The sequence below is a fragment of the Prauserella sediminis genome, assembly GCF_014195435.1.
Taxonomy (GTDB): Bacteria; Actinomycetota; Actinomycetes; order Mycobacteriales; family Pseudonocardiaceae; genus Prauserella; species Prauserella salsuginis.
The window spans coordinates 899,747-923,091 of sequence record NZ_JACIBS010000001.1 but is presented as its reverse complement, the minus strand read 5'-3'; the positions used below and the strand labels follow the sequence as shown (position 1 = coordinate 923,091).

The window sequence follows — 23,345 nt, the reverse complement described above, 5'->3', positions numbered from 1 at the left end:
CCGGCCCCGGCCGGACTCAACCGCCACGACGAACCTTGCGGGAGGCAGGACGTGAGCACACCGGACGTCGGCGTGATCATGGGTAGCGATTCGGACTGGCCGACGCTGGAAGCGGCGGGCCAGGCGCTCGACGAGTTCGACGTCGGCTACGAGGTCGGCGTCTACTCGGCGCACCGGACGCCGCAGCGGATGCTCGACTACGCCCGCGAGGCCGCGGGGCGCGGACTGAAGGTGATCATCGCGGGAGCCGGCGGCGCGGCGCACCTGCCCGGCATGGTCGCGTCGGCGACGCCGCTGCCGGTGATCGGCGTTCCCGTACCGCTCAAACATCTCGACGGGCTCGACTCGCTGCTGTCGATCGTGCAGATGCCTGCCGGGGTCCCCGTGGCGACCGTGTCGGTCGGCGGCGCCCGCAACGCGGGCCTGCTCGCCGTCCGCATGCTGGCCGCGAGTGATCCCGAGTTGCAGCAGCGGATGACGGCGTTCCAGGCCGACCTCGAACAGCTCGTCCACGACAAGGACGCCGCCCTGCGCGCCAAACTGGCCGACTGACCCCGGCCGACCGCCCCTGGTGACCGGCCGCGTGTCCTGCGCTCGGGCACGCGTGTCCTGCACTCAGACACGCGTGTTCTGCACTCGGGCACGAATGTTGTGCGTGGTGCCGCGTTGTGATGCCCTCACAGGTGCCCAAGGGCACCTGTGAGGGCATCACAACGCGGCGGATCTTCCCTTGATCATGGTGCAGGATCAGCGATCGCATCACGCGGCAGCGATAACGGGACAGGGACGCCACGAACCGCGACCACGCGGCAGCGTCACCACAGGGCAGCGTCACCACAGGGCAGTGCCACCACAGAGCAGTGCCACCACCAGGGCAGCGCCACCACAGAGCAGTGCCAGCACGCTGCAGCACGCTGCGGCGACGTCACGGTCCCGCGACGGTTCGCAGCACCTCGAGGGCGCGGACTGCGGCCGGGTGGTCGGCGACGGTCTTCTTCACCGACACCGCGATGTTGCGCACCGGCTGCGGCGAGACGAGCCGTACGGTCGTCAGCCCTGGCGGCAGGTCGCCGATGCCGAGCCGGGGAACCACGGTGATGCCGATTCCCGTGGCCACGAACGGGATCGCGGTCTGGTAGTCGTGTGTCTCGACGGCGAACTGCGGCGAGAATCCGGCCTCCGCGCAGGCATCCAACAGGACGCGTCGGCAGGCGCCGCGCTGCAGGTCGTTGTCGACCCAGCGCCGGTCGGCGAGCTCGGCGAGCGGTACCTCGCCGCGGGCCGCGAGGGGATCGGTGGCCTGGACGACGGCGAGGAACGGATCGTCGACGACCGGGTGAACGTCGGCGTGCGTGGCGTGTTCGATGCCGGGTGCGTCGACGAACAGGTCGATGTCCGGTAGTTCCAGGCCGTCGCGCTGTTCGGTCATGCGCAGGTCGAGCCGGAGCTCGGGGAACTCGGTCTGCAGTACGGCCGCCACCGGCGGCAGCCAGGTGGCGCCCGCCGAGGCGAAGTAGCCGATCGACAGGCTGCCGACCCGTCCCGCGCGCAGGTCGTCGACCACACCGTCCAGCGCCGACAGGGCGCTGAACACTTGTTCCGCCTCACCGGCCAATGTGCGGCCGGCCGACGTCGGTTCGATACCTCTGCCGACCCGGTCGAACAGCCGGAGGCCCGTGTCGCGTTGCAGCGCGGCGAGCTGTTGGCTGACGGCCGATGGCGTGTACCCGAGTCGTGCTGCCGTCGCGCGGATCGACCCGGTCGCGATGACTGCCCGCAGCAGCCGCAGTTTCGCCACGTCCAGCATGGGACAACTGTATGTCGCTGCTGAACACTACGGCGCGAACATTTCCCTGAGCTGTCGTGTTCGCCCGGTCACACGGGCCCCTACGCGCGGGTAACATTCGTGGGGGTCGATACTGCGGTCAACGACTACTGCGGCCAACGACACAGACAGGCGACGTGAACGACGCCTAACATCGGTGCGAGAACGGACGCAGAAGGTTTCGGACGAAAGGTGACGCACGTGAGCGAGGGCCCAGGCCTCTACCAGCTGGCGGAGGAGCACGAGGAACTGCGCGCGGCCGTGCGGGCGCTGGCCGAGAAGGAGGTCGCTCCCTACGCCACGGAGGTGGACGAGCAGGAGCGGTACCCGACGGAGGCGCTGGACGCACTCAACAAGGCCGGTTTCAACGCGGTGCACATTCCCGAGGCCTACGACGGCCAGGGGGCGGACGCCCTCGCGGCGTGCATCGTCATCGAGGAGGTCTCGCGCGTCGACGCGTCGGCCGGCCTCATTCCGGCGGTGAACAAGCTGGGCACCCAGCCGATCATCCTGTCGGCATCGGACGAGCTGAAGAAGCAGGTGCTGCCCGACATTGCTGCAGGCAAGGGGGCCTCGTACGCGCTGTCCGAACGCGAGGCCGGTTCCGACACGGCGTCCATGCGCACGCGTGCGAAGCAGGACGGTGACGACTGGGTCCTCAACGGCACCAAGTGCTGGATCACCAACGCGGGCGAGTCGACCTGGTACACGGTCATGGCCGTCAGCAATCCGGACGCGGCGAAGCCGTCGCAGGGCATCTCGGCGTTCGCGGTCCACGTCGACGATCCGGGATTCTCGGTGGGCCCGAAGGAGAAGAAGCTCGGCATCAAGGGATCGCCGACGCGGGAGATCTACTTCGAGGACTGCCGCATCCCGGGCAATCGCATCATCGGCGAGCCGGGCACGGGTCTGAAGACCGCGCTCCTGACGCTGGAGCACACGCGCCCGACGATCGGCGCCCAGGCACTCGGCATCGCCCAGGGTGCGCTCGACGCGACGGTCGACTACGTCAAGGAGCGCAAGCAGTTCGGTCAGGCCATCGGCGAGTTCCAGGGCGTGCAGTTCATGCTCGCCGACATGGGCATGAAGGTCGAAACGGCCCGTCACATGGTGTACGCGTCGGCAGCGGCCAGTGAACGCGGCGACGAGCGGGCCTCGTTCATGGCGTCGGCGGCGAAGAAGTACGCCTCCGACATCGCCATGGAGGTCACGACCGACGCCGTGCAGCTGTTCGGCGGCGCCGGCTACACGCGTGACTTCCCCGTGGAGCGCATGATGCGCGACGCCAAGATCACCCAGATCTACGAGGGCACGAACCAGATTCAGCAGCTCGTGATGGCACGGAGCCTGCTCAAGGGCTGAGTTCGACGGCCGAGCTTGCGACGGGTGGGGCCACCGGTGACGACATCGCCGGTGGCCCCATCCGTCTCGCGTGTGTCCTGCGCCCGCCCGTCGCCCGACGGCCACCCCACAACGGCGCGCTGACGCGCAGCTGCGCTCTCCTGCGTGTTCTGCACCCGGGCCCGCGTGTCCTGCGTTCAGCCCCGCGTGTCCTGCATGCACGACGTCGGCGTCCATGTTCGACCGCCGGGTCGAACGACGCGCGACCACGTCCCGTCGGGGCCTCTCGCCGAGCGGGTCATCGGTGGCCGGTGACCAACCGGTGGAGCACGTCTGCCACAGTGCCGACGTATGGACCGCGAAGCATCAGCCGAGGCGTCCGAGTCGACCACCCACGGCACGCGTAGGCCGTCGTATCACGTGCTGGCCATCGCGGCGGCCTGCGTGATGCCGGTGCTCGCCGTGCTGCTGCGGGTGCCGATCGCGCAAGGACTGTGGGCGCTGGGCGGTGGCAACGTCCGTGGGCTGATCGTCGTCGTGGGTGTCCTGGCCGCGATAACGCTTCCGATGGTGTACGGCATCCACCTGCTCGCGACGCGACTCGGCGCCCAGTGGTGGCTGCTCGGCGTGGTGCCCGCAGGGATCGCCAGCGTGCTCGTGCTGTTGGTGCCCGAACGCACGCATGTCGAGGACGTGGTGCGCGACATGCAGATCGGACCGTCGGCGGGGGCGGCGAACGCGCTGATGCCGACGTGCCTCATCGCCGTCGCGGTCGTGTTCGTGTCCGCGGTGTACGTGTTCGGCATCCTCCGCGGCGACCGCGACACCCCGCGTGGCGGCTGGCGCACCCTCGGCATCGTCCACGTCGTCGGCTGGGCGGTGCTCACCACGGCACTGGCGTTCACCATGGTCTGAGTGCCGGCGGGTTTCTACTCGAGTTCGCCCTCGAGGAGGCTCATCAGGACCATGTCGTACCAGCAGCCGTCGCGACGGAACGCATCGCGGCCCCGGCCATCGGTGCGGAATCCGACCTTCTGATACGCCCGGATGGCCGCGTCGTTGTCGGCCACGACCCACAGCCGGATCGAGTGCAGTCGCATCGCGGCGAATCCGTAGCGGCAGATCGCGGCCACGGTGTCGGTGCCGTAGCCGTGGCCGCGATACCGTTCCTCGCCGATGTAGACGTCCAGCTCGGCGAGCGCGGTCTCGGGTGTCGCATCGCGGAGCGCCACCGTTCCGATCAGCGTGCGGTCGGCGAGCGTTTCCACGGCGAAGGCAGTCGACGAGTACGAATTGACCGGCCGCTCGGCGAAACGTTTGCGGATCTGCGCCAGCGATTCGTCGTAGTCGTGTGCGAGCCACCGGGTGACAGCTGGGTCGCGATGCCAACGCCAATACGTGTCCGCGTCCTCGGGTTCGATCGGCCGCAGCGTGACGAGGTCGCCAGTGATCATGTCTGCGATTCTGCGGTGGCCGACCACTCGGCGGAAGGTGTTTCCACAGCGTCGGCTGGGCTGCGCTCACCACGGGACGGGCGCCCACCATGCTGTGACTGCGGTGGATGCACCTCTGGTACCCGGCCCGCTGCCTTGTCTCGATGCAGGACACGCGTGCCCGAACGCAGGACACGCGGCATGGGGGTCACTCGGCATGGGGGTCACGCCGGGATCGGGTGCTGCCACGGTGGGCTGCGGCGCGATGGCAAGATCGACTTATGCCCGCCCCGATGTCACCGCAACCGCCCACGCCGCCGAAACCGTCGTTCACGATCACTCCCGCGGCTGTCGACGCCGCCGATGCGGTGCCGGTGCTGCGTGCGTACTTCACCGAGCTGTGCCGCCGCTACTACTCCCGGCCGATCACCGACGAGGACGTCGACGCCGCCATGGCCGACGAGCCAGGTGCCGACCTGCGCCCGCCGACCGGCGTGTTCCTGCTCGCCCGGCAGAGCGGCGTCGTCGCGGGGTGTGTCGGTGTGCGGCTGTTGGATGCCTACGCCGAGCTGACGAAGATGTTCGTGCTGCCGGAGTTCCGCGGCACGGGCCTGGCACCGCGGCTGCTGACGGCCGCCGAGGACCACGCCCGCGCGCACCGCAGCCCGGAGATGCGCCTGGGCACGCGCCTGGATCTCGTCGAGGCACGGAGCTTCTACGCGCGCAGTGGGTATCGCGACATCGACCGATACGGCGACGACCCGTACGCCGAATGCTGGTTCGCTAAGCCGCTGGTCGCAGCGTAGGCGTGACGGCCAAGGATGATCCGCATCGCGGGCGGACGCATGCGACCTCCCGTCCCGCCGGTCGAGGCCAGACAGGCAACGCGGATCCCGAGTCGCAGCCCGGCCCTGGGATCCGCAACACGGTCTCCGCAAAAACGCAACACGGGCCCTGGAATCCGCAACACGGGCCCAGCAGGCAGGTCGGGGTGAGTGACGGGTGGGAGCACCAGGCGTCCGGAGTGCAGGACACGCGGTGCTGAGTGCAGGACACGCGGTGCTGAGTGCAGGACACGCGACGTGTGCTCGTGGGGCGTGTGTCGGGTTATTCGGGTTTTACACGACCCCTGTCATTATCGTTGAAATTTCAACAGTATCGTGGTCGTCACGGTAACGCGCGCTCAGGCAGCACGGTGAGCGCGGGCAACAGGTATGGCTGTGCGGTCGTTGGGCCCACGGCCGGTCAACCAACTGGCGGAGGTCAGGCATGTACGCACGCATTCAGGACGTCGCGGCGCTGATCGGGCGCATCGCGGTCGGCGTCGTGTTCCTCGCCCACGGGCTCGACAAGTGGAACGCCGGCGTCGACGGGACGGCTCAGATGTTCGAGGCCGTCGGAATTCCACTGCCCACCGTCGCCGCGGTGTTCGTCATCGCCGTCGAGGTCATCGGCGCGATCATGTTCATCGTCGGCTTCGCGACGCCGCTGGTCGGCATCGGCTTCGCGGTCGTCGGGATCGGCGCGACGTTCGCGGTCCACCTCGACGCGGGGCTCACCGGCGAAGGCGGTTACGAACTCGTCCTCGTGCTGGCGCTCGCCGGCCTCGCACTGGGCTTCAACAGCGGCAGGCTGGCACTCGACCACGTGCTCGTCGGCCGCCGTCGCAGCAGCGACAAGGCGGCCGAACCGGTCAGCTGAGGTCGACGGTCGCGGCCTCGGCGGCGCGGTGCGCGTCCAGCTTCGCCGGGTTGGACACCTGCACCACGTGCGCACCCGCCGCCAGCGGCGCGACCAGCGCGTCGAGCACCCCATCCGGCAGGGTCCACGCGCGCGTCGACAACACCCGGTCGCCCGATCCGATGCCGAGCTCGCCGGCTCGCACCCGGGCGGCCGCCAGTACGTCGTCGGCCGTATCGCCCAGCAGCGCGGCGGTGTCGCCGGGCACGGGGATCAGCGGCGTGAAGTCGTCGCCCGCGGTGCGCGCGTCCGACAGGTAGTCGAACGCTCCGTTCGGCGCCCCCTGCGGTCCGAGGCCGCGGCCGAGCGGGTCGAGCGCGACGACGGCCGTGTCATCGGCGATCCCCGTCGGACCGTCCGGGCCGGTGAACGCGACCCGTGCCCCGTCGGGGTCGGAGACCACGTGTCCGCCGCACCACCACGTGCCCAGTAGCACGCCCGCGGTCTGCCAGTGCGCGGGCAGGTCGACGGCCACCGGACCGCCCGGCTCGACGTCGAACTCCTCGACCAGCCAGTTCGCCGTCTTCGCCGCCCAGTTGGTCAGCGTCGCCACGGACAGTTCCACGCGGCTGCCCACGGCGTCGTCGTAGTGCGTCACCGCCGGGCGCGCGGCCGATGACAGCAATGGGCGCAGCAGCTGATCGGTGAGATTCACGCCCGTGATTCTCCCTGCCGGACGCGTCAGTTGACGCAGGGGACCTGGTCGGGTGCCTGGCTGAGCGCGTCACCACCGGTGACACCGCGTGCCGAGCTGCCGGCACCCGCGGCGTCACCACCGGCGGCCGCGCCGCCACCGTTCGGCGCGGGGACGTCGTCGGCGGTGCTTGTCGCTTCCGGCGAGGAGCCCCCGCCGTCGCTCGACGACTCGCCATCCTCTCCGCCGGATCCGTGCGCCAGGTCGCGGATGAACGACCGCACCTGCTGCAGATCCACGGTGACGATGCTCTGCCCGTCCCCGCTGCGGGCGGCGATGTCGGCGACGGGGATCGTCTCGAATCCCATCCCGTCGCCCAACAGGTCCTTGGCCTGCTGGGCGAACCCGAGCACGTCCAGGTCCGGGTCGAGCACCAGCGAACGGCGGACCGTGTCGATCAGACCCGAGAGTTTGTCCGGATCCGTGAGCGTGCCCGTCGACATCGCCTTGTCCAGCGCAGACGAGAGGAACGTGTGCTGCCGGACGATGCGGTCCAGGTCACCGTTGGGGAGGTTCTTGCGCTGCCGGACGAACGACAGCGCCTCGCCGCCGGAGACGGTCTGCACCCCGGCCTCGAAGTCGGCGCCCGAGTCCTTGTCCTTCGTCGGTGCGTTCAGGCACACCTCGACGCCGCCGATCGACTCCGTGAGCAGGTAGAACCCGAGCAGGTTGATCTCGGCGTAGTGGTCGATGTGCACCTGGGTGAAGTCCTGCAGCGTGCGCACCAGCGCCCGCCTGCCCGCCTGGTTCGAGTCCCGTTCGAGCTGTGCCCCGTCGGTGACGCCTTCGGCCTTCAACCGTCCCCACTCGGCGTTCTTCGCCGCGCCGTACGCCGAGTTGACCTTGTCCTGGCCGCCGTGGGGCACGTCGACCCACGTGTCCCTCGGAATGGACACGCCGACGGGATCGCTGCCGTCCTTCGGGATGCGCAGGATGATCATCGTGTCGGTTTTGATGCCGTTGGTGCTCTCCGTGCGCAACGCCTTCAGTACCGACAGCGGCAGCGGATTGCCCTGCATGTCCGTGCGCGAATCGGCGCCGACCAGCAGGATGTCCGTCGCGCCGTCATCCTTCGGGGGCGGCGGCGGAGCCTCCTCGTCACCGCTCGACTCGTAGTGCCAGTCGTCGAGGGCGTCCGTGGTCTCGATCGCGTCGTGGAGCTGGTCGAGCCGCGCGTACGCATAGCCGGTGACGCCGAGCGCGATCACCGACAGCAGCGTGATGACCGTGCGCCCCGTCACGCGGCCCGTGCGGCGGAGCCTGCCTTGGCGAGTCGCCTCGGCGGGGGATGTGGCGGCGGCCGTAGCGGTCGCGGGCGAGGCCGCCGTGGACGACGAGGCCGCCGTGGACGACGAGGCCGAGGCTGTCGTGGTCCGCGTGCGGCGATGCGGTGTCGGCCGTGGTGCAGCCCTGTGCCGCGCCGTTCCGGCGGTCTTCTCGTCCGAACCGGTGTCGGCCGCCGCTCCGGCGTTGCTGCTTTCGCCGGTGTTGCCTTCGCCGGTGGTGGCGCTCCCGGCGGCGTCGTCCGCCACTGCGTCGTCGGCCACTGCGTCGTCGGCCACTGCGCCGTCCGAGTTGCCGTCGGCAGGAGCCCCAGCGTCACCAGACCCGTAGGGCGCGTCTCCGGCGGCTGCGCCGCCGTCGGCGTCCGCCACTGCGTCGTCGCCGCCCGTCCCGGTCGCTCCGGTGCCGGCTGCCCCCGTGCCGGAGCCCTGCCGGGTCCGCGGCGTGGTGTCGCTGTCCTCGGAGCCCTGGCGCTCGGCGTCCTGCTCCTCGCGCTCGTTCACGCGGCCCCTCCCCATCCGGCGTGTGCTGCTCAGGCCTGCCGTAAGCCTAGTTCACGCACGGGATGCCACCGGCGGTGATGGGTTCGGTCGGCTCATCGGATTCATCCGTTTGCGCCGGTGCGGGCTGCCGCGCTCCGTGTGGAGCTCCCTGGCCGGTCACCACGGGCTCCGACAGGGACGCGGGCGCCACCGAACGGGACGTCTCCGAGCCCCCGGCCGGTTGCCCGGGGACGAACCCGGCGTCGACGTGCACCTCGAGCTTGCCCTCCGGAAGCGCGGAATCCTCCTCGACGCCGACATCGGGTCCGAGCAGTGCCGCGGCGGCCTCGGCGGCGTCGTCTTCCCCCGGGGCGTGCCGGACCACAGGCTCGGTGACAGTGTCCACAATGGCTGAACCTTCACCCTGGAATCCGTTGTCCCGCAACAGCGATCGCACCGACTCGCCGTGCGCCGGATCCGTCGCCGCACTGTAGACGTCCACCGTGTACTCGCCGGCGTCCACGTCGGGTGCCGACGAGGAGTCCCGCTCCTCGTCACCGACGACCTCGTCGACGAACGAGCGCACCTCGTCGACGTCGATCTCCAGTGCCAAGGCGTTGCCGAACCACGCGTTGCCCTCCACCGGGATGGTGCGGAACTCGATGTTGCCACCCGACATGTTCCGCATCTGCGCGGCGAACTGCATCAGGTCCCAGTCCTCCGACAGCACGACCGACGACTGCACCGCCTTGACGACCTCGCCGATCTTGTTCGGGTCGAACAGCACGTCCGGTGACAGCATCTTGCGCACCAGGCCGGACAGGAACGCCTGCTGGCGCGCGATGCGATCCAGGTCGCCGTTCGGCAGGTTGTAGCGCTGGCGTACGAACGACAGTGCGTCCACGCCCTGCAGCGTGTGCCTGCCCGCGCTCAGGTCGAGGCCCGATCGCTTGTCCTTGACGTCGTTGTTCAAGCACACGTCCACGCCGCCGAGCGTCGAGGTGATCTCGTGGAAACTCGCGAGATTGACCTCGGCGTAGCGGTCGATCATGCCCGGCCGGTCGATGAGCTTCTCGATCGACGCGATCAGGTTCTTGCGGCCCGCGACCTGCGCGCGCTCCTCGATCTCCTCCTCGTCGAGGTCGTCGCGGGCGTGGAGCTGCTTCGACGTGTAGGTGTAGGCGCGGCCGAATGCGCTGTTGAGCTTGTGCGTGCCGTACTCGTTGGCGAGGTCGACCCAGGCGTCGCGAGGGAACGAGATCGCCGTGGCGCCGCGCCCGTCCTGCGGGATGTGCACCAGGATCATCGTGTCGGTCTGGCGCTCGCCGTCCGCGTCGCCCGCGTGCAGTTTGTCGAGGACCTTGCGGGGCAGCGGGTTACCGTGGGCGTCGGTGCGGCTGTCCTGGCCGACGAGGAGGATGTCGATCGCGCCGTCCATCGGTGCGGCCCCGGCCCGGTCCTCGTCGAAGACGTCGGTGGTCGACAGCCCGGAGTTGACGTCGCCGATGAACTGCCAGCCGTACCAGGAAACGACCATGACCACGGCCGATACGAGCGCGACGACGGTCTTGCCACCCCGCCGCGCCCACGCGGCCGTGCTGCCCCGCCGTGTGGCGCCGGTGTCATGCGGCGGCTCCTCGTCACCGTGACGGCTGTCCTGCCGCCTGCGGCGCCGTCCCCACAGGCTGCGCTTCCTCCACTGACTGCGCTTTCTTCGCTGACTGCGCTGTCGGCGGGAGCCGGCCACGACCGCTGTCCCCGGCCAGTCGGTCACCTCTAGCTCCTCCCGGATGGCTGCCTCTTCTCACCCTACTGATCGGTGTGTGTAACGCTTGTTCGGCCGCACAGCCGTTGCGACCTTGTTGTCGAGTTCCCTTCTTTCGGAGGGTTTGAATCGGCCGTCTGCGGTCCGCGGTGGCGGTCCGCGGTCCGAGGTGGCGGTCCGCGGTGGCGCTGGCGGGCACGCTCGCGCCGGTCACAGGTACGGGAGGACACATGCGGGTGCTCGTCACGGGCGGCGCCGGGTTCATCGGGTCGCACTTCGTGAGGCAGACGCTCGGCGGGGCCTATGCGGAGCTGGCCGACGCCGAGGTCGTCGTGCTGGACAAGCTGACGTACGCCGGCAACCGGGCCAATCTGGATCCGGTCGCCGACAACCCGCGGCTGCGGTTCGTGCGCGGCGACATCTGCGACCCGGGCGTGGTCACCGACGTCATGCGTGGTGTGGACCTCGTGGTGCACTTCGCGGCCGAGTCGCATGTGGATCGTTCGATCGCAGGGTCGGCCGACTTCGTGCTCACCAACGTCGCCGGGACGCAGACGCTGCTCCAGGCGGCCGTCGACGCCGGCGTCGGCCGGTTCGTCCACGTGTCCACCGACGAGGTGTACGGCTCGATCGAGGAAGGCTCGTGGCCCGAGGGCCACCCGTTGCTGCCGAACTCGCCGTACTCGGCGTCGAAGGCATCATCCGACCTGCTGGCCCGGTCCTTCCACCGCACCTACGACCTCGACGTGTGTATCACTCGGTGTTCGAACAACTACGGTCCGTATCAGTTCCCCGAGAAGGTCATCCCGCTGTTCGTGACCAACCTGCTCGACGGCAAGCAGGTGCCGCTGTACGGCGACGGGCTCAACGTGCGCGACTGGCTCCACATCGACGACCACTGCCGAGGCATCGCACTCGTGGCCGCCTCGGGACGGGCAGGCGAGATCTACAACATCGGCGGCGGCACCGAACTGACCAACCGTGAGCTCACCGAACGCCTGCTCACAGCGGTGGGGGCGGGCTGGGAAAAGGTACGGCCCGTCGAGGACCGCAAGGGTCACGACCGCAGGTATTCGGTCGACATCACCAAGATCAGCACCGAACTGGGTTATCGTCCCCGCATCGACTTCGAAACCGGACTCGCCGACACGGTGCGGTGGTATGCCGAGAACCGCTCGTGGTGGGAACCGCTGAAGAACCGGTGACGTGCGTCGCCCGCTGTCTGTCGTTGTATGAGGTGATCGGATGAGCCGCCTCGCGGTGCTGGTGCCCGGTGGATCGGGCCAGCTCGGGAAGGATCTGTCGGCCGTCGGTGCGGAACGCGGCGCCGCCGTGCACGCCCCCGGGTCCGCGGAACTGGACATCACCAAGCCGGGCGCCGTCCTGGAGGGCGTTTCTCGGCTGGTGGACGGGGCGCGGGCCGACGGCCGCGTGCCCGTGGTGATCAACGCGGCGGCCTACACGGCCGTCGACGCTGCCGAGGACGACGAACAGCGCGCGTTCGCCGTGAACGTCGACGGGCCGCGGGTGCTGTCCGCGGTGTGTGCGTCCCGTCGGGTGCCGCTGCTGCACGTGTCGACCGACTACGTCTTCAGCGGCGACGGCGAGACTCCCTACGAACCGGATGCGCCGCTGGGGCCCCGCAGTGCGTACGGCCGGACCAAGGCGGCGGGAGAGGACGCCGTGCTCGGCTCCGGTGTCACGGGGTGGATCGTACGCACGGCGTGGGTGTACGGCGCCGGTGGCGGAAACTTCGTCAAGACCATGGCGCGGCTGGCTTCGGAGGGGGTGAACCCGTCCGTCGTGGATGATCAGCGCGGGAGTCCGACATGGACGGTCGATCTCGCGTCGGGCCTGCTGGAGCTGGCGTCGGCGGTCGCCGGCGGTGCGGGTCCGCAGCGCCGGGTACTGCACTGCACGGGCGGCGGCGAGACCACCTGGTACGAGTTCGCACGCGCGGTGTTCGAGGAGGTCGGCGCCGACCCCGACCGCGTGTCACCGTGCACGACGGCGGATCACCCGCGCCCCGCCCCGAGGCCCGCGTACTCGGTGCTGTCGAACGCCGCGTGGCGCGAGGCGGGGCTGACCCCGTTGCGCCCGTGGCGCGAAGCCCTGCAGGCTTTCGTCGCCGACCACCGGAGCGCCCTGGCCGACTCGTAACCTCGCGTGTCCTGCACTCGAACGCGCGTGTTCTGCACTCGGGCACCGCGTGTTCTGCACTCGGGCACGTGTTGCCCCACCCGTCACCCGACCACCAACCCTCGTCGACGCGCTAGAGCGCGACGGTGCCTACTCGGGCCTGTGTTGCTCCCTCGCGCGCCGTCCAGTCACGCCTAACCATCGCCCGCGACGACACGTTGACGTGCGGCGGTTCCCGACGGGGCCGGTGTCGAGTTTTCGGCGCCGAGGTCTCCGTCGGTCGTCCACGGCAGCGACGCGCTGGCGGCGGTGGCCGAAGCGCACCGGCGCACGATGGAACGGTGTCCGCGACCGGACTTCGACGGGGCGGTGCTGACCCTGTCCGATCTCGCCGGTGGCCCCGGCTCCTGTCCCGACGTGCCGTGCGCCGAGAACGCAGAGTACGCGGTGCTGAGTGCGGAACACGCGGTGCTGAACGCAGGACACGCGGTGCTGAACGCAGAACGAGCGTCCGACTGCAGGACACCGGCGCCCGGAAGGCGCAACACGCGGGGTTGGTTGGTCAGGGGGTGCCCGCGGCGGTGCGGTAGGCGGCCAGGGTCGTTTCGGCGCAGCGGAGCCAAGTGAAGTTGCCGGCGTGGGCGCGGCGCGCGGCTGCGGTCGACGCGGCGTTGGGTTCGTCGACGGCGGCGCGCAGCTCCGCGGCGAGCGCGTCGACGTCGCCGTACGGCGCGAGGTGCGCCAACCCGCCCGCGACCTCGCGGAGTGCGGGTACGTCCGTGCACACCACCGGAGTGTCGCACGCCATGGCCTCGAGCACCGGCAGTCCGAAGCCCTCGTCGCGGGAGGGCAGCACGAGCGCGGACGCCCCGGCGACCACGCGTTGCAGGTCCACATCGGACAGGTAGCCGACGTGGTGCCGCCGTTCGCCGCGCGGAAAGCGGCCAGGGCCAGCGAACACCAGCGGCGGCAGCGAGGGGTCGGCGGCGTGTGCCTTCAGCAGCCAGTTCAGCCCCTTGCGTGGCCCCGGCGCGCCGGCGAACAGCAGATACCGCGACGGCAGCCCGAGCCGTTGCCGCGTCCGCGAACTCGGCGGGCGCCCGGTGAACCAACCGGCGTCGACCCCGAGCGGCGTCACGACGATCTTGTCGCGGTCCACGTCGAGCCGCTCCGCGACGGCGTCGGCGACGGCCTCGGTCGGAGTGCAGATCACGTGCGCCCGTGCGGCGCCGCGGCGTACGAGCTCCGGCAGTTCGGCGTCGCTCGGCGCCAGCTCCTCCGGGGCGTCGAGGAACGCCAGGTCGTGGATCGTCAGCACGCCCGCACCGCGGATGCTGGCCGGCAGCACGAAGTTCGTGCCGTGGACGACGTCGTAACGGCCCGCGAACAGGCCCACCGGCGGCAGCGGCGAGCGCACCCACAGCTTGCGCAGTATCCGTGCGGGGACCGGCATGCCGCGTGCCGCCACGTCGTGCGGCAGCACCGTGCGCAGTTTCCGCCAGCCTCGGAGGGTGAACGCGACGGCGCGCAGGTCGACGTCGTCGGCCAGCGAGGCGAGTTCCTCGGAGAGCGATGCGGTGTACCGGCCGATTCCCGTGCGGTTGCCCAGCAGCGGGGTGCCGTCGAGTAGCACTCGCAACGGCTTCCCGCTCGACGTCCTGTCCGGTTCAGCCACGGCCCAGCCTCGTCCGTACGATCTTGCGCACCCGGCCCGCGGCCCTGCGAGTCAGCTCGGCGGGGCCGCCGTCGGAGAGATATTCCTTGACCAGCGCCACGTCGCGGCGCACCTTCTGCGCCCGGTTCAGCGGCGGTTCCCTCGTGAGGTCGGCCGCTCCCGCCAGGCGGTCGGCGGCCGGCCGCGGATCGCGTACGAACTTCACCAGCGGGTCGAGCACGTTCGGCCAGGTGTACCGCTGGGCGACCACGGCGATGCGCTCGCGGCAGCCGTCGACGAAATCCGTGTCGTACAGGCACTTCTCGAGCGCGTCGGCAAGCGCCTCGGTGTCCTCGGCGGGAACGACGACGCCGAGTTGCTCGCGGCGCACCAGGTCGGCGAACGCGTCGCCGTCGGTCGTGATGATGGGCAGCCCCGCCCACAGGTAGTCCAGCACGCGGGTGCGGAACGCGAACGTCGTCTCGATGTGCTCGAAGTGCGTGGTGACACCGCAATCGGCGTCGAGCAACCAGTTCTGACGGTCGTCGTAGGCGACCCATTCCTGGTTGAAGAACACGTGTTTCCCGGTCAGGCCGAGAGTGTCGGACAGCCGCATGGTCCGTGCGCCGATGTCCATCTCGGTCACCTCGGGATTGGGGTGCTTCATGCCGAGGAACACCAACCGTGCGTCGCCGCGGCGGTCGCTGAGACGTTCCACCGCGCGCACGAGCGTCAGCGGGTCGAACCAGCTGTAGACACCGCCGGCCCACAGCACCACCCGGTCGCTTTCGGACAGTCCGAGCGAGGAGCGCAGGCCCGCGCCGGTGCGCTGCGGCGGCCGGTCCGACAGTCCGAACGGGACGACCGACAACAACGACTGCGTCGTCGGGTCCGAGTCGTAGAGCCGCGGGGTGAGCCTGCCCGTTGCGGCGAGATGGCCGAGCCACAGGTGCCGCTGTCGCTCGGATGCGCACAGGAAGAAGTCGCCGCGCTGCAGCTGGGCGTCCAGCACGCGCGTGACGCCGTCGAGGTCGGCCGCGCGGCGGTCGTCGGGTACGTCCTTGGTCTGCTCGAGCAGTTCGAGGTGCATCGGGTCGTACAGGTCGCACACGACGATCTTGTGTGCGTACTCGTCTTTCAGCGCAGGCGCCATCTCCAGCACGTGCCCCTGCAGGATGACGACGTCGGCCCACTCGACGGGTTCGGCCAGGTCACGCCTGCGGGCGGCGCTCACGGGGAACGGCGCGGGCGGCGGCTCGGCGAGCGGGTTGACCGTCACGAGGCGGACGTCGTGTTCGCCGGAGAGGACCTCGGCGATGTTCCACGCCCTGATCGCCGGGCCGGCCATGCGCTCGGTGATCGCGTCGCCGGTGAGCACGAGCACCTTGCGGCGGGTGCCGAACGCCCGCTCGAGGCCGAAGGCCTCGACGAGGATGTCGTGTGCGGCGAGGTATCGGGGGAGGGGATAGGCCGGTTCGAAGGCGTTGCGCAGCAGCGGCAGCAGGTCGGCGTCGGTGCGGACGCGCGCGGCCTGTTCGACGGCGCGGGAGCGTGCCAGCGACGGCAGTTGCTCGACGAACTGATCGACCGCCAGGACGCCGGCGAGCGTGCTGCGCGGCACCGCCACGGGCGAGGTGTCGGCGGGGCCGGTGCCGTGTTCTAGGTCGAGTTGTGTCGGGTCGAGCTCGCCCCGCGCGGTGGCCCGGCGCACGGTGAGCGCCAGCGCCGCGGGCAGCGCGGCAGCGAGTGTCTCGTCGGAGACGTTCTTGTACAGCGCGGCCAGGGCGTTGCGCTCCAGCAGAAACGTCTCCCGGCCACCGTCCGGCGAGTCCACTTCGGACATCGTGGCGTGGTGCCGGTGATAGGTCAGCGACTCCGGCACGTAGCGCACGCGCCAGCCGCGCAGGTTCAGCCGCCAGCCGAGATCGACGTCCTCGTAGAACATGAAGAAGCGCTCGTCGAAGCCGCCGAGCTCGGCGAACACCGACGAGCGCACGAACATCGCCGACCCGGTGGCGAACAGCACGTCCTTGGTGACCTCGTGCTCGGCGCGTGGCACGTCGGCGATCGGACCCCCGGCGCGGGGCTTGTAGCCCATGCCGAACCAGGTGAGTCCCGCGTCGACGAAGTCGGTGCCCGTGCCCTCCCAGTCGAGGACCTTGCTCGCGACCGCGCCGACGGTGGGCTCGGCCCGCAGCGTCGCCACGGCGGTCCCGACCCAGCCGGGCGCCGGCCGGGCGTCGTTGTTGAGCAGCGCCAGCACGGTGCCGTTCGCCTCGCGTGCGCCGAGGTTGCAGCCGCCCGCGAATCCGCGGTTCGTCTCCGAGGTGACGAGCCGGACCCCCGGCACCGCGTTGCGGATGCGCGCCACGTCGTCGCCGCCCGAGGCGTTGTCGACGCAGATGACCTCGAGGTTCGGGTAGTCGTGCTCGGCCAGCGCGCGCAGGCACGCGATCGTTTCGTCGGCGCCGCGATAGTTCACCACGACGACCGAGACCAGCGGTACTGCCGGGTCCTGCTGCGGCACGGGCACTCCTTCCCCTCAGTCGCCCCAGCTTATCCGCCGGCCCAGCGCCGCCAGAGGGAGCCTCGGCCGACCGTCGAGCGGCGCGTGACGTCCCGTCGGGTGCGCCGCACCCAGCCCGACCTGCGGGTGAGGTCGGCCAGCACGCGCAGGCGCAGTCGCGGGTCGAAGTTCGCCGCGTCGGGCACGTCCGGGTGGCGGGGTCGGAGCTGCGCGGTCAGGCTGCGCAGCGGCAGCAGCGCGGTGAGGGCGGCGAACCGGGCGAGTTCGCGCAGCGCGACCCCGGTGGGAGCGCAACGAAGGAGCATCAGCAGGCGGTTGCGCTCGTTCCACCGGTGGAAGGCAGCCGAGCCCGGCCGCGTGCTGGCGCCGTGGCGGTGGTGGACGTCGGTCTCGGCCACCGCGATGTCCCAGCCCGCGAGGCGCAGTCGCCAGGACGTGTCGGTGTCCTCGTAGTAGCAGAAGAATTCGGTGGGCACGCCGCCGACGTCGCGGAGCGCGCGGGTGCGCACGAGCGCGGCGCCGCCGCAGAAGCCGAACGGCGCGGTGGTGGTGCGGTCGGTGAGGTCGTGGCCGTGCCCGTCGGCGGTGAGGCCGACGCCGGTGGACTGCACCGTGCCGTCGGGGCGGATCAGCCGGGAGGTGACGGCGCCCGTGGTGGGGCCCACGGCGGCTTCCAGGTCGGCGAGCCAGCCAGGCTGCGGCACCGCGTCGTCGTTCAGCCACGCGACGAACTCGGTGTCGACCACCTCGAGCGCGGCCGCGATGCCGCCCGCGTAGCCCGTGTTGGCGCCGAGTCGCAGCACCTCGGGGGCGCTCGGGTGCTCGGCGAGGATCCGCCGGGTGGCGTCGTCGGCTGCGTTGTCGACCACGAGTGTCCGATGTGGACGTGTCTGTGCGGCGAGCCCGTCGAGGCAGTCGCCGAGGTGGGCAGCACCGCGCCAGGTCACGACGACGACGGTGGTGGCGGGCATGGGTAGCACCGTAGCGACCACGGCGGCCGCACGGCGGGCGGGAGGTCACCGTGGGCGGGAGGTCACCGTGGGTGGGAGTGCACTGCGGGCGAGCATGATCAGGGAAGAATCGGGGCTCCCGCCCGCCGGTCCGGCCACCGCCCCTCAAGGGCACGCAGCCGCGTGACTGTGTTCAACGCCCACGGGCACCTTCGGGGGCACTCAACGCCCCGAAGGTGCCCTTGGGGGCAGAATGGCCGCGTGCGGGAGTTGACGGTCGTCGCCGAGCAGATGTTGGCGCCGGTGCCCGGCGGAACGGGCCGGTACACGGCGGAGCTGCTCCGTGCGCTGGCCGAGACCACGCCTGACGGCTGGCGGGTGGGCGGCGTCGTGGCACGGCACCGCGACGTCGAGGCCGCGCGCGTGGCCGGTGTCGCGGGCCCGCGGGTGCTGCCGGTGTCTCGGCGCGTGCTGACCGAACTGTGGCGACGGGGAATCCCGTGGTGGCCAGGTGGTGACGCCGTCCACGCACCGACGCCCCTCGCGCCGCCCCGTGCGCCCCGCGGCCGCACGTTGTCGGTGACCGTGCACGACACCGTCCCGTGGACGCACCCCGAGACGCTGACCCCGCGCGGCGTCTCCTGGCACCGCGCCGCGATCACGACGGCGCTGCGCCGCGCGGACGCCGTGGCCGTGCCCACCCGCGCGGTCGCCGACGACCTCGCGCGCCACGTCAGCGGCCCCGCTCCCGTGCACGTCGTCGGCCACGGCACGACCACCTGGCCCGAACCGGCACAGCCCGAACCGGCACGGCCGGCATCGACACGGCCCGCATCGGCGGAGCCCGCATTGGCGGAGCCCGCATTGGCGGACCGCGTATCGGCGGACCCCGTATCGACGGGGTCCGAACCGGCAGGGTCCGCACCCCGACCGGCCGGCCTGCCGGAGCGGTACGTGCTCGCCGTCGGCACCGTCGAACCGCGCAAGGGCATCGACGTCCTGATCCGCGCGATGACCGGAGTCGGCGACGCGGCGCTCGTCCTGGCGGGCCAGCCCGGCTGGGGTGGCCTGGACCCACGCCGCGTCGCCGCCGATGCCGGCCTGCCGCCCGAGCGCATGCGCGTGCTCGGGCGACTCACCGACGCCGAACTGATCACCGTGCTACGTGGCGCGAGCGCCCTCGCCGCACCGAGTCTCGCCGAGGGTTTCGGTCTGCCTGTGCTGGAGGCGATGGCCGAAGGCGTGCCCGTGGTGCACTCGGACGCGCCCGCGCTGGTCGAGGTCGCAGGCGGTGCGGGCCGGTGCGTGCGCCGCGGCGACGCCGATGCGCTGGCCGCGGCCTTGCGGGAGGTCTTGGTCGGCGGCGAACACGCGAGGACGCTGGTGCGGGCGGGGCGTACGCGTGCGCGGGCGTTCACGTGGCGCGCCGCCGCGCAGGCGATCTGGCGGCTGCACACCGCGTCCCGCGACGAACTCACCGCGACGGCGGACGCCTGATCGGGGTCCCGCGGTCGCCGCCGACGTGGCCGACACGTCGCTGACCGGCTGTAATACCCCCGTGACCCCGTCGTGATTTTGGTGAACACCCGACACGCGCCGGTCGCGGAGTCGTACCCTGCTCGGGTGGCCGATCCCAGAGTGCTGATCGACGCCACCGCTGTGCCTGCCGACCGCGGTGGCGTCGGCAGATATGTCGACTCCCTGGTCGCCGCCCTCGACACCGACGGGGCGGCGATTTCCGTGGTGTGTCAGCCACGGGACACCGAGCTCTACGGCCGGCTCGCCCCGCACGCCGAGGTCGTGCCCGCCGCCGAGTCGACCGCCACCCGTACCGCCCGGCTCACGTGGGAGCAGACCACGCTCCCGCGCCTCGCCGGCAGGCTCGGCGCCGACGTCGTCCACTCCCCGCACTACACGATGCCGCTGGCCAGCCGCGCCGCCTCGGTGGTGACGCTGCACGACGCGACGTTCTTCACCGACGCCGTCCTGCACTCGTCGGTCAAGGCACGGTTCTTCCGCACGTGGACGTCGACCGCGCTGCGGCGGGCCGACGTCTGTGTCGTCCCCAGCGACGCCACCGCTCACGAACTCGCCCGCGTCACTCCGGCGGCGAGTGCCCGGGTGGAGGTCATCCACCACGGTGTCGACGAGGAGCGGTTCCACGTCCCCTCGCCGGACGAGACCAGGGCCGCACGCGAGGCGATCGGCATCGGCACCACTCCCTACGTGGCGTTCCTCGGCGCACTCGAACCGCGCAAGAACGTGCCCGCCCTGGTCCGCGGGTTCGCCCACGCCGTCGCGGACATGGCCGAGCCGCCCGCGCTCGTACTCGCCGGACAACCCGGCTGGGACCGGCAGGTCGAGTCCGCGCTCGATTCCGTGCCGCACCGGCTGCGGGTGATCCGCGCCGGTTACCTGCCGTTCGACGCCCTGGCCGGATTCCTCGGCGGCAGCGAACTCGTCGCGTATCCGAGCCTCGGGGAGGGGTTCGGGCTGCCGGTGCTCGAAGCGATGGCGTCCGGCGCCTGCGTCCTGACGACGCGGCGGTTGGCATTGCCCGAGGTCGGCGGCGACGCCGTGGCCTACTGCGGCGTCGGGGCCGGCGATGTCGCGGCCTCGCTGCGGGAGCTGCTCGACGACCCGGCGCGCCGTTCGCGGCTCGCATCGGCCGCACAGCGCCGGGCGAAGGACTTCTCGTGGTGTTCCACCGCCGAACGTCACCGGGAGGCCTACGACAAGGCGGCCCACGCCGCGGGCCTGCGGATCTGACGAGGCCGTCCCTCCGCGCGTGTCCTGCGTTCTTGCGCCGTGTTGAGTTTTCCAGGGCCCGTGTTGCGCCTTCCGGGGCCGTGTAGCTCGCGCATAGTTGCCCGGCCGGCAATGTCGTGGTGCCGAGCGCGGGGAGGTTCGTGGCGTTGAACACCCCGAAGGTGCCCTTGGGGGGGCATCGGGGGCATCGGGGGCATCGCAGAGCGGCGGGTGCAGAATGTGCGCGTGACCGAGCCGAAGACCTACGGTGACGGCGTCGCGGTGGTGACCGTGACGTACTCCCCGGGTGCGACCCTCGAACGTTTCCTCGACACGCTCGCCACGGCGACCGACCGTGACGTGCAGGTCGTCCTCGCCGACAACGGATCCGTCGACGGGGCGCCGGAGAAGGCCGCCGAGCGGGCGAACGTGCGGCTCGTTCCGATGGGCGAGAACCTCGGCTACGGCGCCGCTGCCAACCGCGGTGTCGCCGAACTCGCCGACGACGTCGGCTGGGTCGTCGTCGCCAACCCCGACCTCGAATGGGACGCCGGTTCCCTCGATGCGCTGCTCGACGTCACGCGGCGCTGGCCCCGCGGCGGTGCGTTCGGCCCGCTGATCCGCGAACCCGACGGCTCGGTGTATCCGTCGGCGCGGTTGCTGCCGTCGCCGGGCCGCGGGATCGGCCACGCCGTGTTCGGCAAGGTCTGGCCGTCCAACCCGTGGACCCGTGCCTACCGCCAGGAGAGCGGCGAGCCCACCGAACGCACCGCGGGCTGGCTGTCCGGGTCGTGCCAGCTGATCCGCCGCGAGGCGTTCGACTCGGTCGACGGGTTCGATCCGCGCTACTTCATGTACTTCGAGGACGTCGACCTCGGCGACCGCATCGCGAGGGCGGGTTGGCTCAACGTGTACGCCCCGTCGGCGGCCGTGATGCACATCGGCGGGGAGTCGACGTCGAAGGCGTCGGCGACGATGCTCGCCGTGCACCACGACAGCGCGTACCGCTATCTCGCGGACCGGCACCGCGGGCCCCAGTGGAAGCCGTTCCTCGCCGCCGTCAAACTCGGCCTGAAACTGCGGCTCAAACTGGAGACCCGCCGCGCCTGATCACTCCCAGCGGAACAGCCGCGCCGACACCGCCGCGGCGACCGCGGTGACGCCCGCGAGCGCTGCCAGCTGCGTGATGTCGAGCGGCCCGCCCGTCCATGCGGCCATCAGCGTGTCGAGCCCGGCACCGAACGGCAGGTACTCGCCGACCGCCGCGACGCCGTCGGGCAGGTTGCCGCGCGGGCCGAAGCCGCCGCCCAGCGCCATCATGGCGAAGAACGACACCAACCCGATCGCCAGCGCGGCATTCGGGGTCGGCGACACGGCAGCGACCAGCATGCCCAGCGCGAACATCGCCGCCGTCGTCAGCGTGAGGGCGAGTGCGAGGCCGAGCGGGTCCGCGGGCGCGGACAGTCCGAACAGCAGCGCTGCGACCACGACGACCAGCACGATCCCCGCCGCGGCCTGAGCCAGGCCGACCACGGCCTGTGCGACCAGCACCATCGCGGGTCTCGCCGGGGTGACGGCCAGCCGCCGGAGGATCTTGTACCGGCGGTAGGTCGCCAGGAACGACGGCATGTTGATCACGCCGACGGTCGCGATCGTCAGCACGATCACCATCGGCAGCACGTAGGCCAGCTGTTGCGACATGCCGCCGAGTCCGGGCACCGGCGGGGAATCGCCGTTGCCGTTCATCACCAGGAGCAGCAGCGGCAGACCGAGCGGGATCACCAGCCCTGCGGTGTCCCGGCGGACCATGCGTCCCTCGTGCGCGATGAGCGCCCGCCACGCCCGCAGGCCAGGTCCTCGCGACGTCGTCTCGGTGCCGGTCATGACCGCACCTGCCCGTCCGTGCCGTCGGTGCCTGCACTGCCGAGGACGTCGTCGAGCGCGATACGGCTGATTTCGGCACCGTCGTCGTCCAGCGAGTCGGAATCGGTCACCGCGAGGAACGCCTCGTCGAGGGTCGCGCCGGTGGCGTGGGTGCGTGCGACGAGCCCGTCCGGTGTGTCCAGTGCCGCGATCCGCCCACGGTCGAACACGGCGATGCGGTCGCACAGCCGCTGCGCCTCGTCCATGAAATGGGTGACCAGCAGGATCGTCACGCCCGCGGCCCGCACCTGCTCGATCAGGTCCCAGGTGTCACGCCGGGCGCGCGGGTCGAGCCCGCTGGTGAGCTCGTCCAGTACGGCCACGCGCGGTCTGCCGACGAGCGCCAGTGCGATCGACAGGCGCTGTAGCTGCCCTCCGGAGAGCTCGTCGACGAACGTGTCCCGCTTGTCGTCGATGCCGAGTTCTCCGAGCAGCCGTTCCGGATCGGCTCCGTCGGCGTAGAACGAGCGGTACAGCCGCACCAGTTCGCCCGCCGTGGCCTTGTCCGGCAGCGTCCCCTCCTGGAGCTGGACGCCGAGCACGGTGCGCACCGCCCTGCGGTCGCGCACCGGGTCGAGTCCGAGTACGCGCACCGTGCCCGTGTCGGGCGTGCGCAGGCCCTCGATGATCTCGACCGTCGTCGTCTTGCCCGCGCCGTTCCTGCCGAGGACGCCGAAGATCTCGCCCTGTTCGACGTCGAAGTCGACCCCGTCGACCGCGATCGTCTCGCCGTAGCGCTTGTGGATGTCTCTGACCTCGATGACGGCCATGCCGCCCGCCTTTCGTGAGCCGGGATCGCCCGGTCGGCCTGCTGTCACCGGTGAACGTAGGGGCGGCACC

20 protein-coding genes are annotated in these 23,345 nt (G+C 71.0%); 10 read left to right on the top strand and 10 right to left on the bottom strand.

Annotated features, from left to right (window positions below; genetic code table 11):
• Positions 1 to 51 precede the first annotated feature (51 nt).
• The gene (gene purE, locus FB384_RS04120) at positions 52 to 552 is read left to right on the top strand and encodes a 5-(carboxyamino)imidazole ribonucleotide mutase (protein ID WP_183779288.1); all 501 of its coding nucleotides are present in this window, start codon (positions 52 to 54) and stop codon (positions 550 to 552) included.
• Positions 553 to 925: 373 nt separating this feature from the next.
• Here the strand turns inward: purE and FB384_RS04115 are convergent, their stop codons facing one another.
• Positions 926 to 1,807 carry a LysR family transcriptional regulator gene (locus FB384_RS04115; protein WP_183779286.1) on the bottom strand — a complete coding sequence of 294 codons (882 nt, stop codon included), beginning with the start codon at positions 1,805 to 1,807 and terminating at the stop codon, positions 926 to 928.
• 210 nt (positions 1,808 to 2,017) lie between these two features.
• On the opposite strand from FB384_RS04115, the gene FB384_RS04110 reads away from it, so the two are divergent.
• Together FB384_RS04110 and FB384_RS04105 are read left to right on the top strand one after the other, a co-directional pair.
• Positions 2,018 to 3,187, top strand: coding sequence for an acyl-CoA dehydrogenase family protein (locus tag FB384_RS04110; RefSeq protein WP_183779283.1), 1,170 nt, complete (start codon positions 2,018 to 2,020; stop codon positions 3,185 to 3,187).
• 330 nt (positions 3,188 to 3,517) lie between these two features.
• Positions 3,518 to 4,081, top strand: a complete 564-nt coding sequence (locus FB384_RS04105) for a hypothetical protein (RefSeq protein ID WP_183779281.1) — start codon at positions 3,518 to 3,520, stop codon at positions 4,079 to 4,081.
• Between the two features lie 14 nt (positions 4,082 to 4,095).
• Here the strand turns inward: FB384_RS04105 and FB384_RS04100 are convergent, their stop codons facing one another.
• Complete coding sequence (locus FB384_RS04100; protein WP_183779279.1) at positions 4,096 to 4,620, bottom strand: GNAT family N-acetyltransferase; 525 nt, start codon at positions 4,618 to 4,620, stop codon at positions 4,096 to 4,098.
• A gap of 272 nt (positions 4,621 to 4,892) precedes the next feature.
• Here FB384_RS04100 and FB384_RS04095 point away from each other — a divergent pair, with 272 nt between their 5' ends.
• Positions 4,893 to 5,405: a GNAT family N-acetyltransferase gene (locus FB384_RS04095; protein WP_183779277.1), complete on the top strand. Its 513-nt coding sequence runs from the start codon at positions 4,893 to 4,895 to the stop codon at positions 5,403 to 5,405.
• 463 nt (positions 5,406 to 5,868) lie between these two features.
• Complete coding sequence (locus FB384_RS04090; RefSeq protein WP_183779276.1) at positions 5,869 to 6,300, top strand: DoxX family protein; 432 nt, start codon at positions 5,869 to 5,871, stop codon at positions 6,298 to 6,300.
• Here FB384_RS04090 and FB384_RS04085 read toward each other — a convergent pair.
• The 3 genes from FB384_RS04085 to FB384_RS04075 are packed head-to-tail and all read right to left on the bottom strand — an operon-like array spanning position 6,293 to position 10,573.
• Entirely contained in the window at positions 6,293 to 6,994 is a 702-nt protein-coding gene (locus FB384_RS04085; protein WP_183779274.1) for a TIGR03089 family protein, read from the bottom strand. The genes FB384_RS04090 and FB384_RS04085 overlap by 8 nt on opposite strands.
• A gap of 26 nt (positions 6,995 to 7,020) precedes the next feature.
• Complete coding sequence (locus FB384_RS04080) at positions 7,021 to 8,820, bottom strand: LCP family protein (protein ID WP_407676061.1); 1,800 nt, start codon at positions 8,818 to 8,820, stop codon at positions 7,021 to 7,023.
• 46 nt (positions 8,821 to 8,866) lie between these two features.
• The gene (locus tag FB384_RS04075; protein ID WP_323985114.1) at positions 8,867 to 10,573 is read right to left on the bottom strand and encodes an LCP family protein; all 1,707 of its coding nucleotides are present in this window, start codon (positions 10,571 to 10,573) and stop codon (positions 8,867 to 8,869) included.
• Between the two features lie 221 nt (positions 10,574 to 10,794).
• On the opposite strand from FB384_RS04075, the gene rfbB reads away from it, so the two are divergent.
• On the top strand, positions 10,795 to 11,769 hold the full coding sequence (rfbB, locus tag FB384_RS04070) for a dTDP-glucose 4,6-dehydratase (RefSeq protein WP_183779270.1): 975 nt from the start codon (positions 10,795 to 10,797) through the stop codon (positions 11,767 to 11,769).
• A 40-nt stretch (positions 11,770 to 11,809) separates the two neighbouring features.
• Positions 11,810 to 12,724, top strand: a complete 915-nt coding sequence (gene rfbD / locus FB384_RS04065) for a dTDP-4-dehydrorhamnose reductase (protein ID WP_183779268.1) — start codon at positions 11,810 to 11,812, stop codon at positions 12,722 to 12,724.
• Between the two features lie 541 nt (positions 12,725 to 13,265).
• Here the strand turns inward: rfbD and FB384_RS04060 are convergent.
• Genes FB384_RS04060 through FB384_RS04050 form a run of 3 tightly spaced genes read right to left on the bottom strand, consistent with a single transcriptional unit; the run spans position 13,266 to position 17,855 of the window.
• Positions 13,266 to 14,378 carry a glycosyltransferase family 4 protein gene (locus FB384_RS04060; RefSeq protein ID WP_258938312.1) on the bottom strand — a complete coding sequence of 371 codons (1,113 nt, stop codon included), beginning with the start codon at positions 14,376 to 14,378 and terminating at the stop codon, positions 13,266 to 13,268.
• Positions 14,371 to 16,884 carry a glycosyltransferase gene (locus FB384_RS04055; RefSeq protein ID WP_183779266.1) on the bottom strand — a complete coding sequence of 838 codons (2,514 nt, stop codon included), beginning with the start codon at positions 16,882 to 16,884 and terminating at the stop codon, positions 14,371 to 14,373. Before FB384_RS04055 ends, FB384_RS04060 begins: the two co-directional genes overlap by 8 nt.
• Positions 16,885 to 16,913: 29 nt before the next feature.
• Positions 16,914 to 17,855, bottom strand: coding sequence for a glycosyltransferase family 2 protein (locus FB384_RS04050; protein ID WP_183779264.1), 942 nt, complete (start codon positions 17,853 to 17,855; stop codon positions 16,914 to 16,916).
• Between the two features lie 240 nt (positions 17,856 to 18,095).
• Between FB384_RS04050 and FB384_RS04045 the strand changes: the two genes are divergently transcribed.
• From FB384_RS04045 to FB384_RS04035, 3 genes are all read left to right on the top strand, one after another.
• On the top strand, positions 18,096 to 19,331 hold the full coding sequence (locus FB384_RS04045) for a glycosyltransferase family 4 protein (protein WP_183779262.1): 1,236 nt from the start codon (positions 18,096 to 18,098) through the stop codon (positions 19,329 to 19,331).
• Between the two features lie 141 nt (positions 19,332 to 19,472).
• Entirely contained in the window at positions 19,473 to 20,603 is a 1,131-nt protein-coding gene (locus FB384_RS04040) for a glycosyltransferase family 4 protein (RefSeq protein WP_183784934.1), read from the top strand.
• Between the two features lie 225 nt (positions 20,604 to 20,828).
• Entirely contained in the window at positions 20,829 to 21,692 is an 864-nt protein-coding gene (locus tag FB384_RS04035; protein ID WP_183779260.1) for a glycosyltransferase family 2 protein, read from the top strand.
• Here the strand turns inward: FB384_RS04035 and FB384_RS04030 are convergent, their stop codons facing one another.
• Positions 21,693 to 22,466: an ABC transporter permease gene (locus FB384_RS04030; protein WP_183779258.1), complete on the bottom strand. Its 774-nt coding sequence runs from the start codon at positions 22,464 to 22,466 to the stop codon at positions 21,693 to 21,695.
• The gene (locus FB384_RS04025) at positions 22,463 to 23,275 is read right to left on the bottom strand and encodes an ABC transporter ATP-binding protein (protein ID WP_183779256.1); all 813 of its coding nucleotides are present in this window, start codon (positions 23,273 to 23,275) and stop codon (positions 22,463 to 22,465) included. The genes FB384_RS04030 and FB384_RS04025 overlap by 4 nt, the downstream gene beginning before the upstream one ends.
• Between the last annotated feature and the right edge of the window lie 70 nt (positions 23,276 to 23,345).

Bases quoted from the DNA above. Each gene is read 5' to 3' on its own strand.
- FB384_RS04025 (WP_183779256.1), bottom strand. From the start codon at position 23,275: ATGGCCGTCATCGAGGTCAGAGACATCCACAAGCGCTACGGCGAGACG.
- FB384_RS04115 (WP_183779286.1), bottom strand. From the start codon at position 1,807: ATGCTGGACGTGGCGAAACTGCGGCTGCTGCGGGCAGTCATCGCGACC.
- FB384_RS04030 (WP_183779258.1), bottom strand. From the start codon at position 22,466: ATGACCGGCACCGAGACGACGTCGCGAGGACCTGGCCTGCGGGCGTGG.
- rfbD (WP_183779268.1), top strand. From the start codon at position 11,810: ATGAGCCGCCTCGCGGTGCTGGTGCCCGGTGGATCGGGCCAGCTCGGG.
- FB384_RS04105 (WP_183779281.1), top strand. From the start codon at position 3,518: ATGGACCGCGAAGCATCAGCCGAGGCGTCCGAGTCGACCACCCACGGC.
- FB384_RS04095 (WP_183779277.1), top strand. From the start codon at position 4,893: ATGTCACCGCAACCGCCCACGCCGCCGAAACCGTCGTTCACGATCACT.
- FB384_RS04050 (WP_183779264.1), bottom strand. From the start codon at position 17,855: ATGCCCGCCACCACCGTCGTCGTCGTGACCTGGCGCGGTGCTGCCCAC.
- rfbB (WP_183779270.1), top strand. From the start codon at position 10,795: ATGCGGGTGCTCGTCACGGGCGGCGCCGGGTTCATCGGGTCGCACTTC.
- FB384_RS04090 (WP_183779276.1), top strand. From the start codon at position 5,869: ATGTACGCACGCATTCAGGACGTCGCGGCGCTGATCGGGCGCATCGCG.
- FB384_RS04100 (WP_183779279.1), bottom strand. From the start codon at position 4,620: ATGATCACTGGCGACCTCGTCACGCTGCGGCCGATCGAACCCGAGGAC.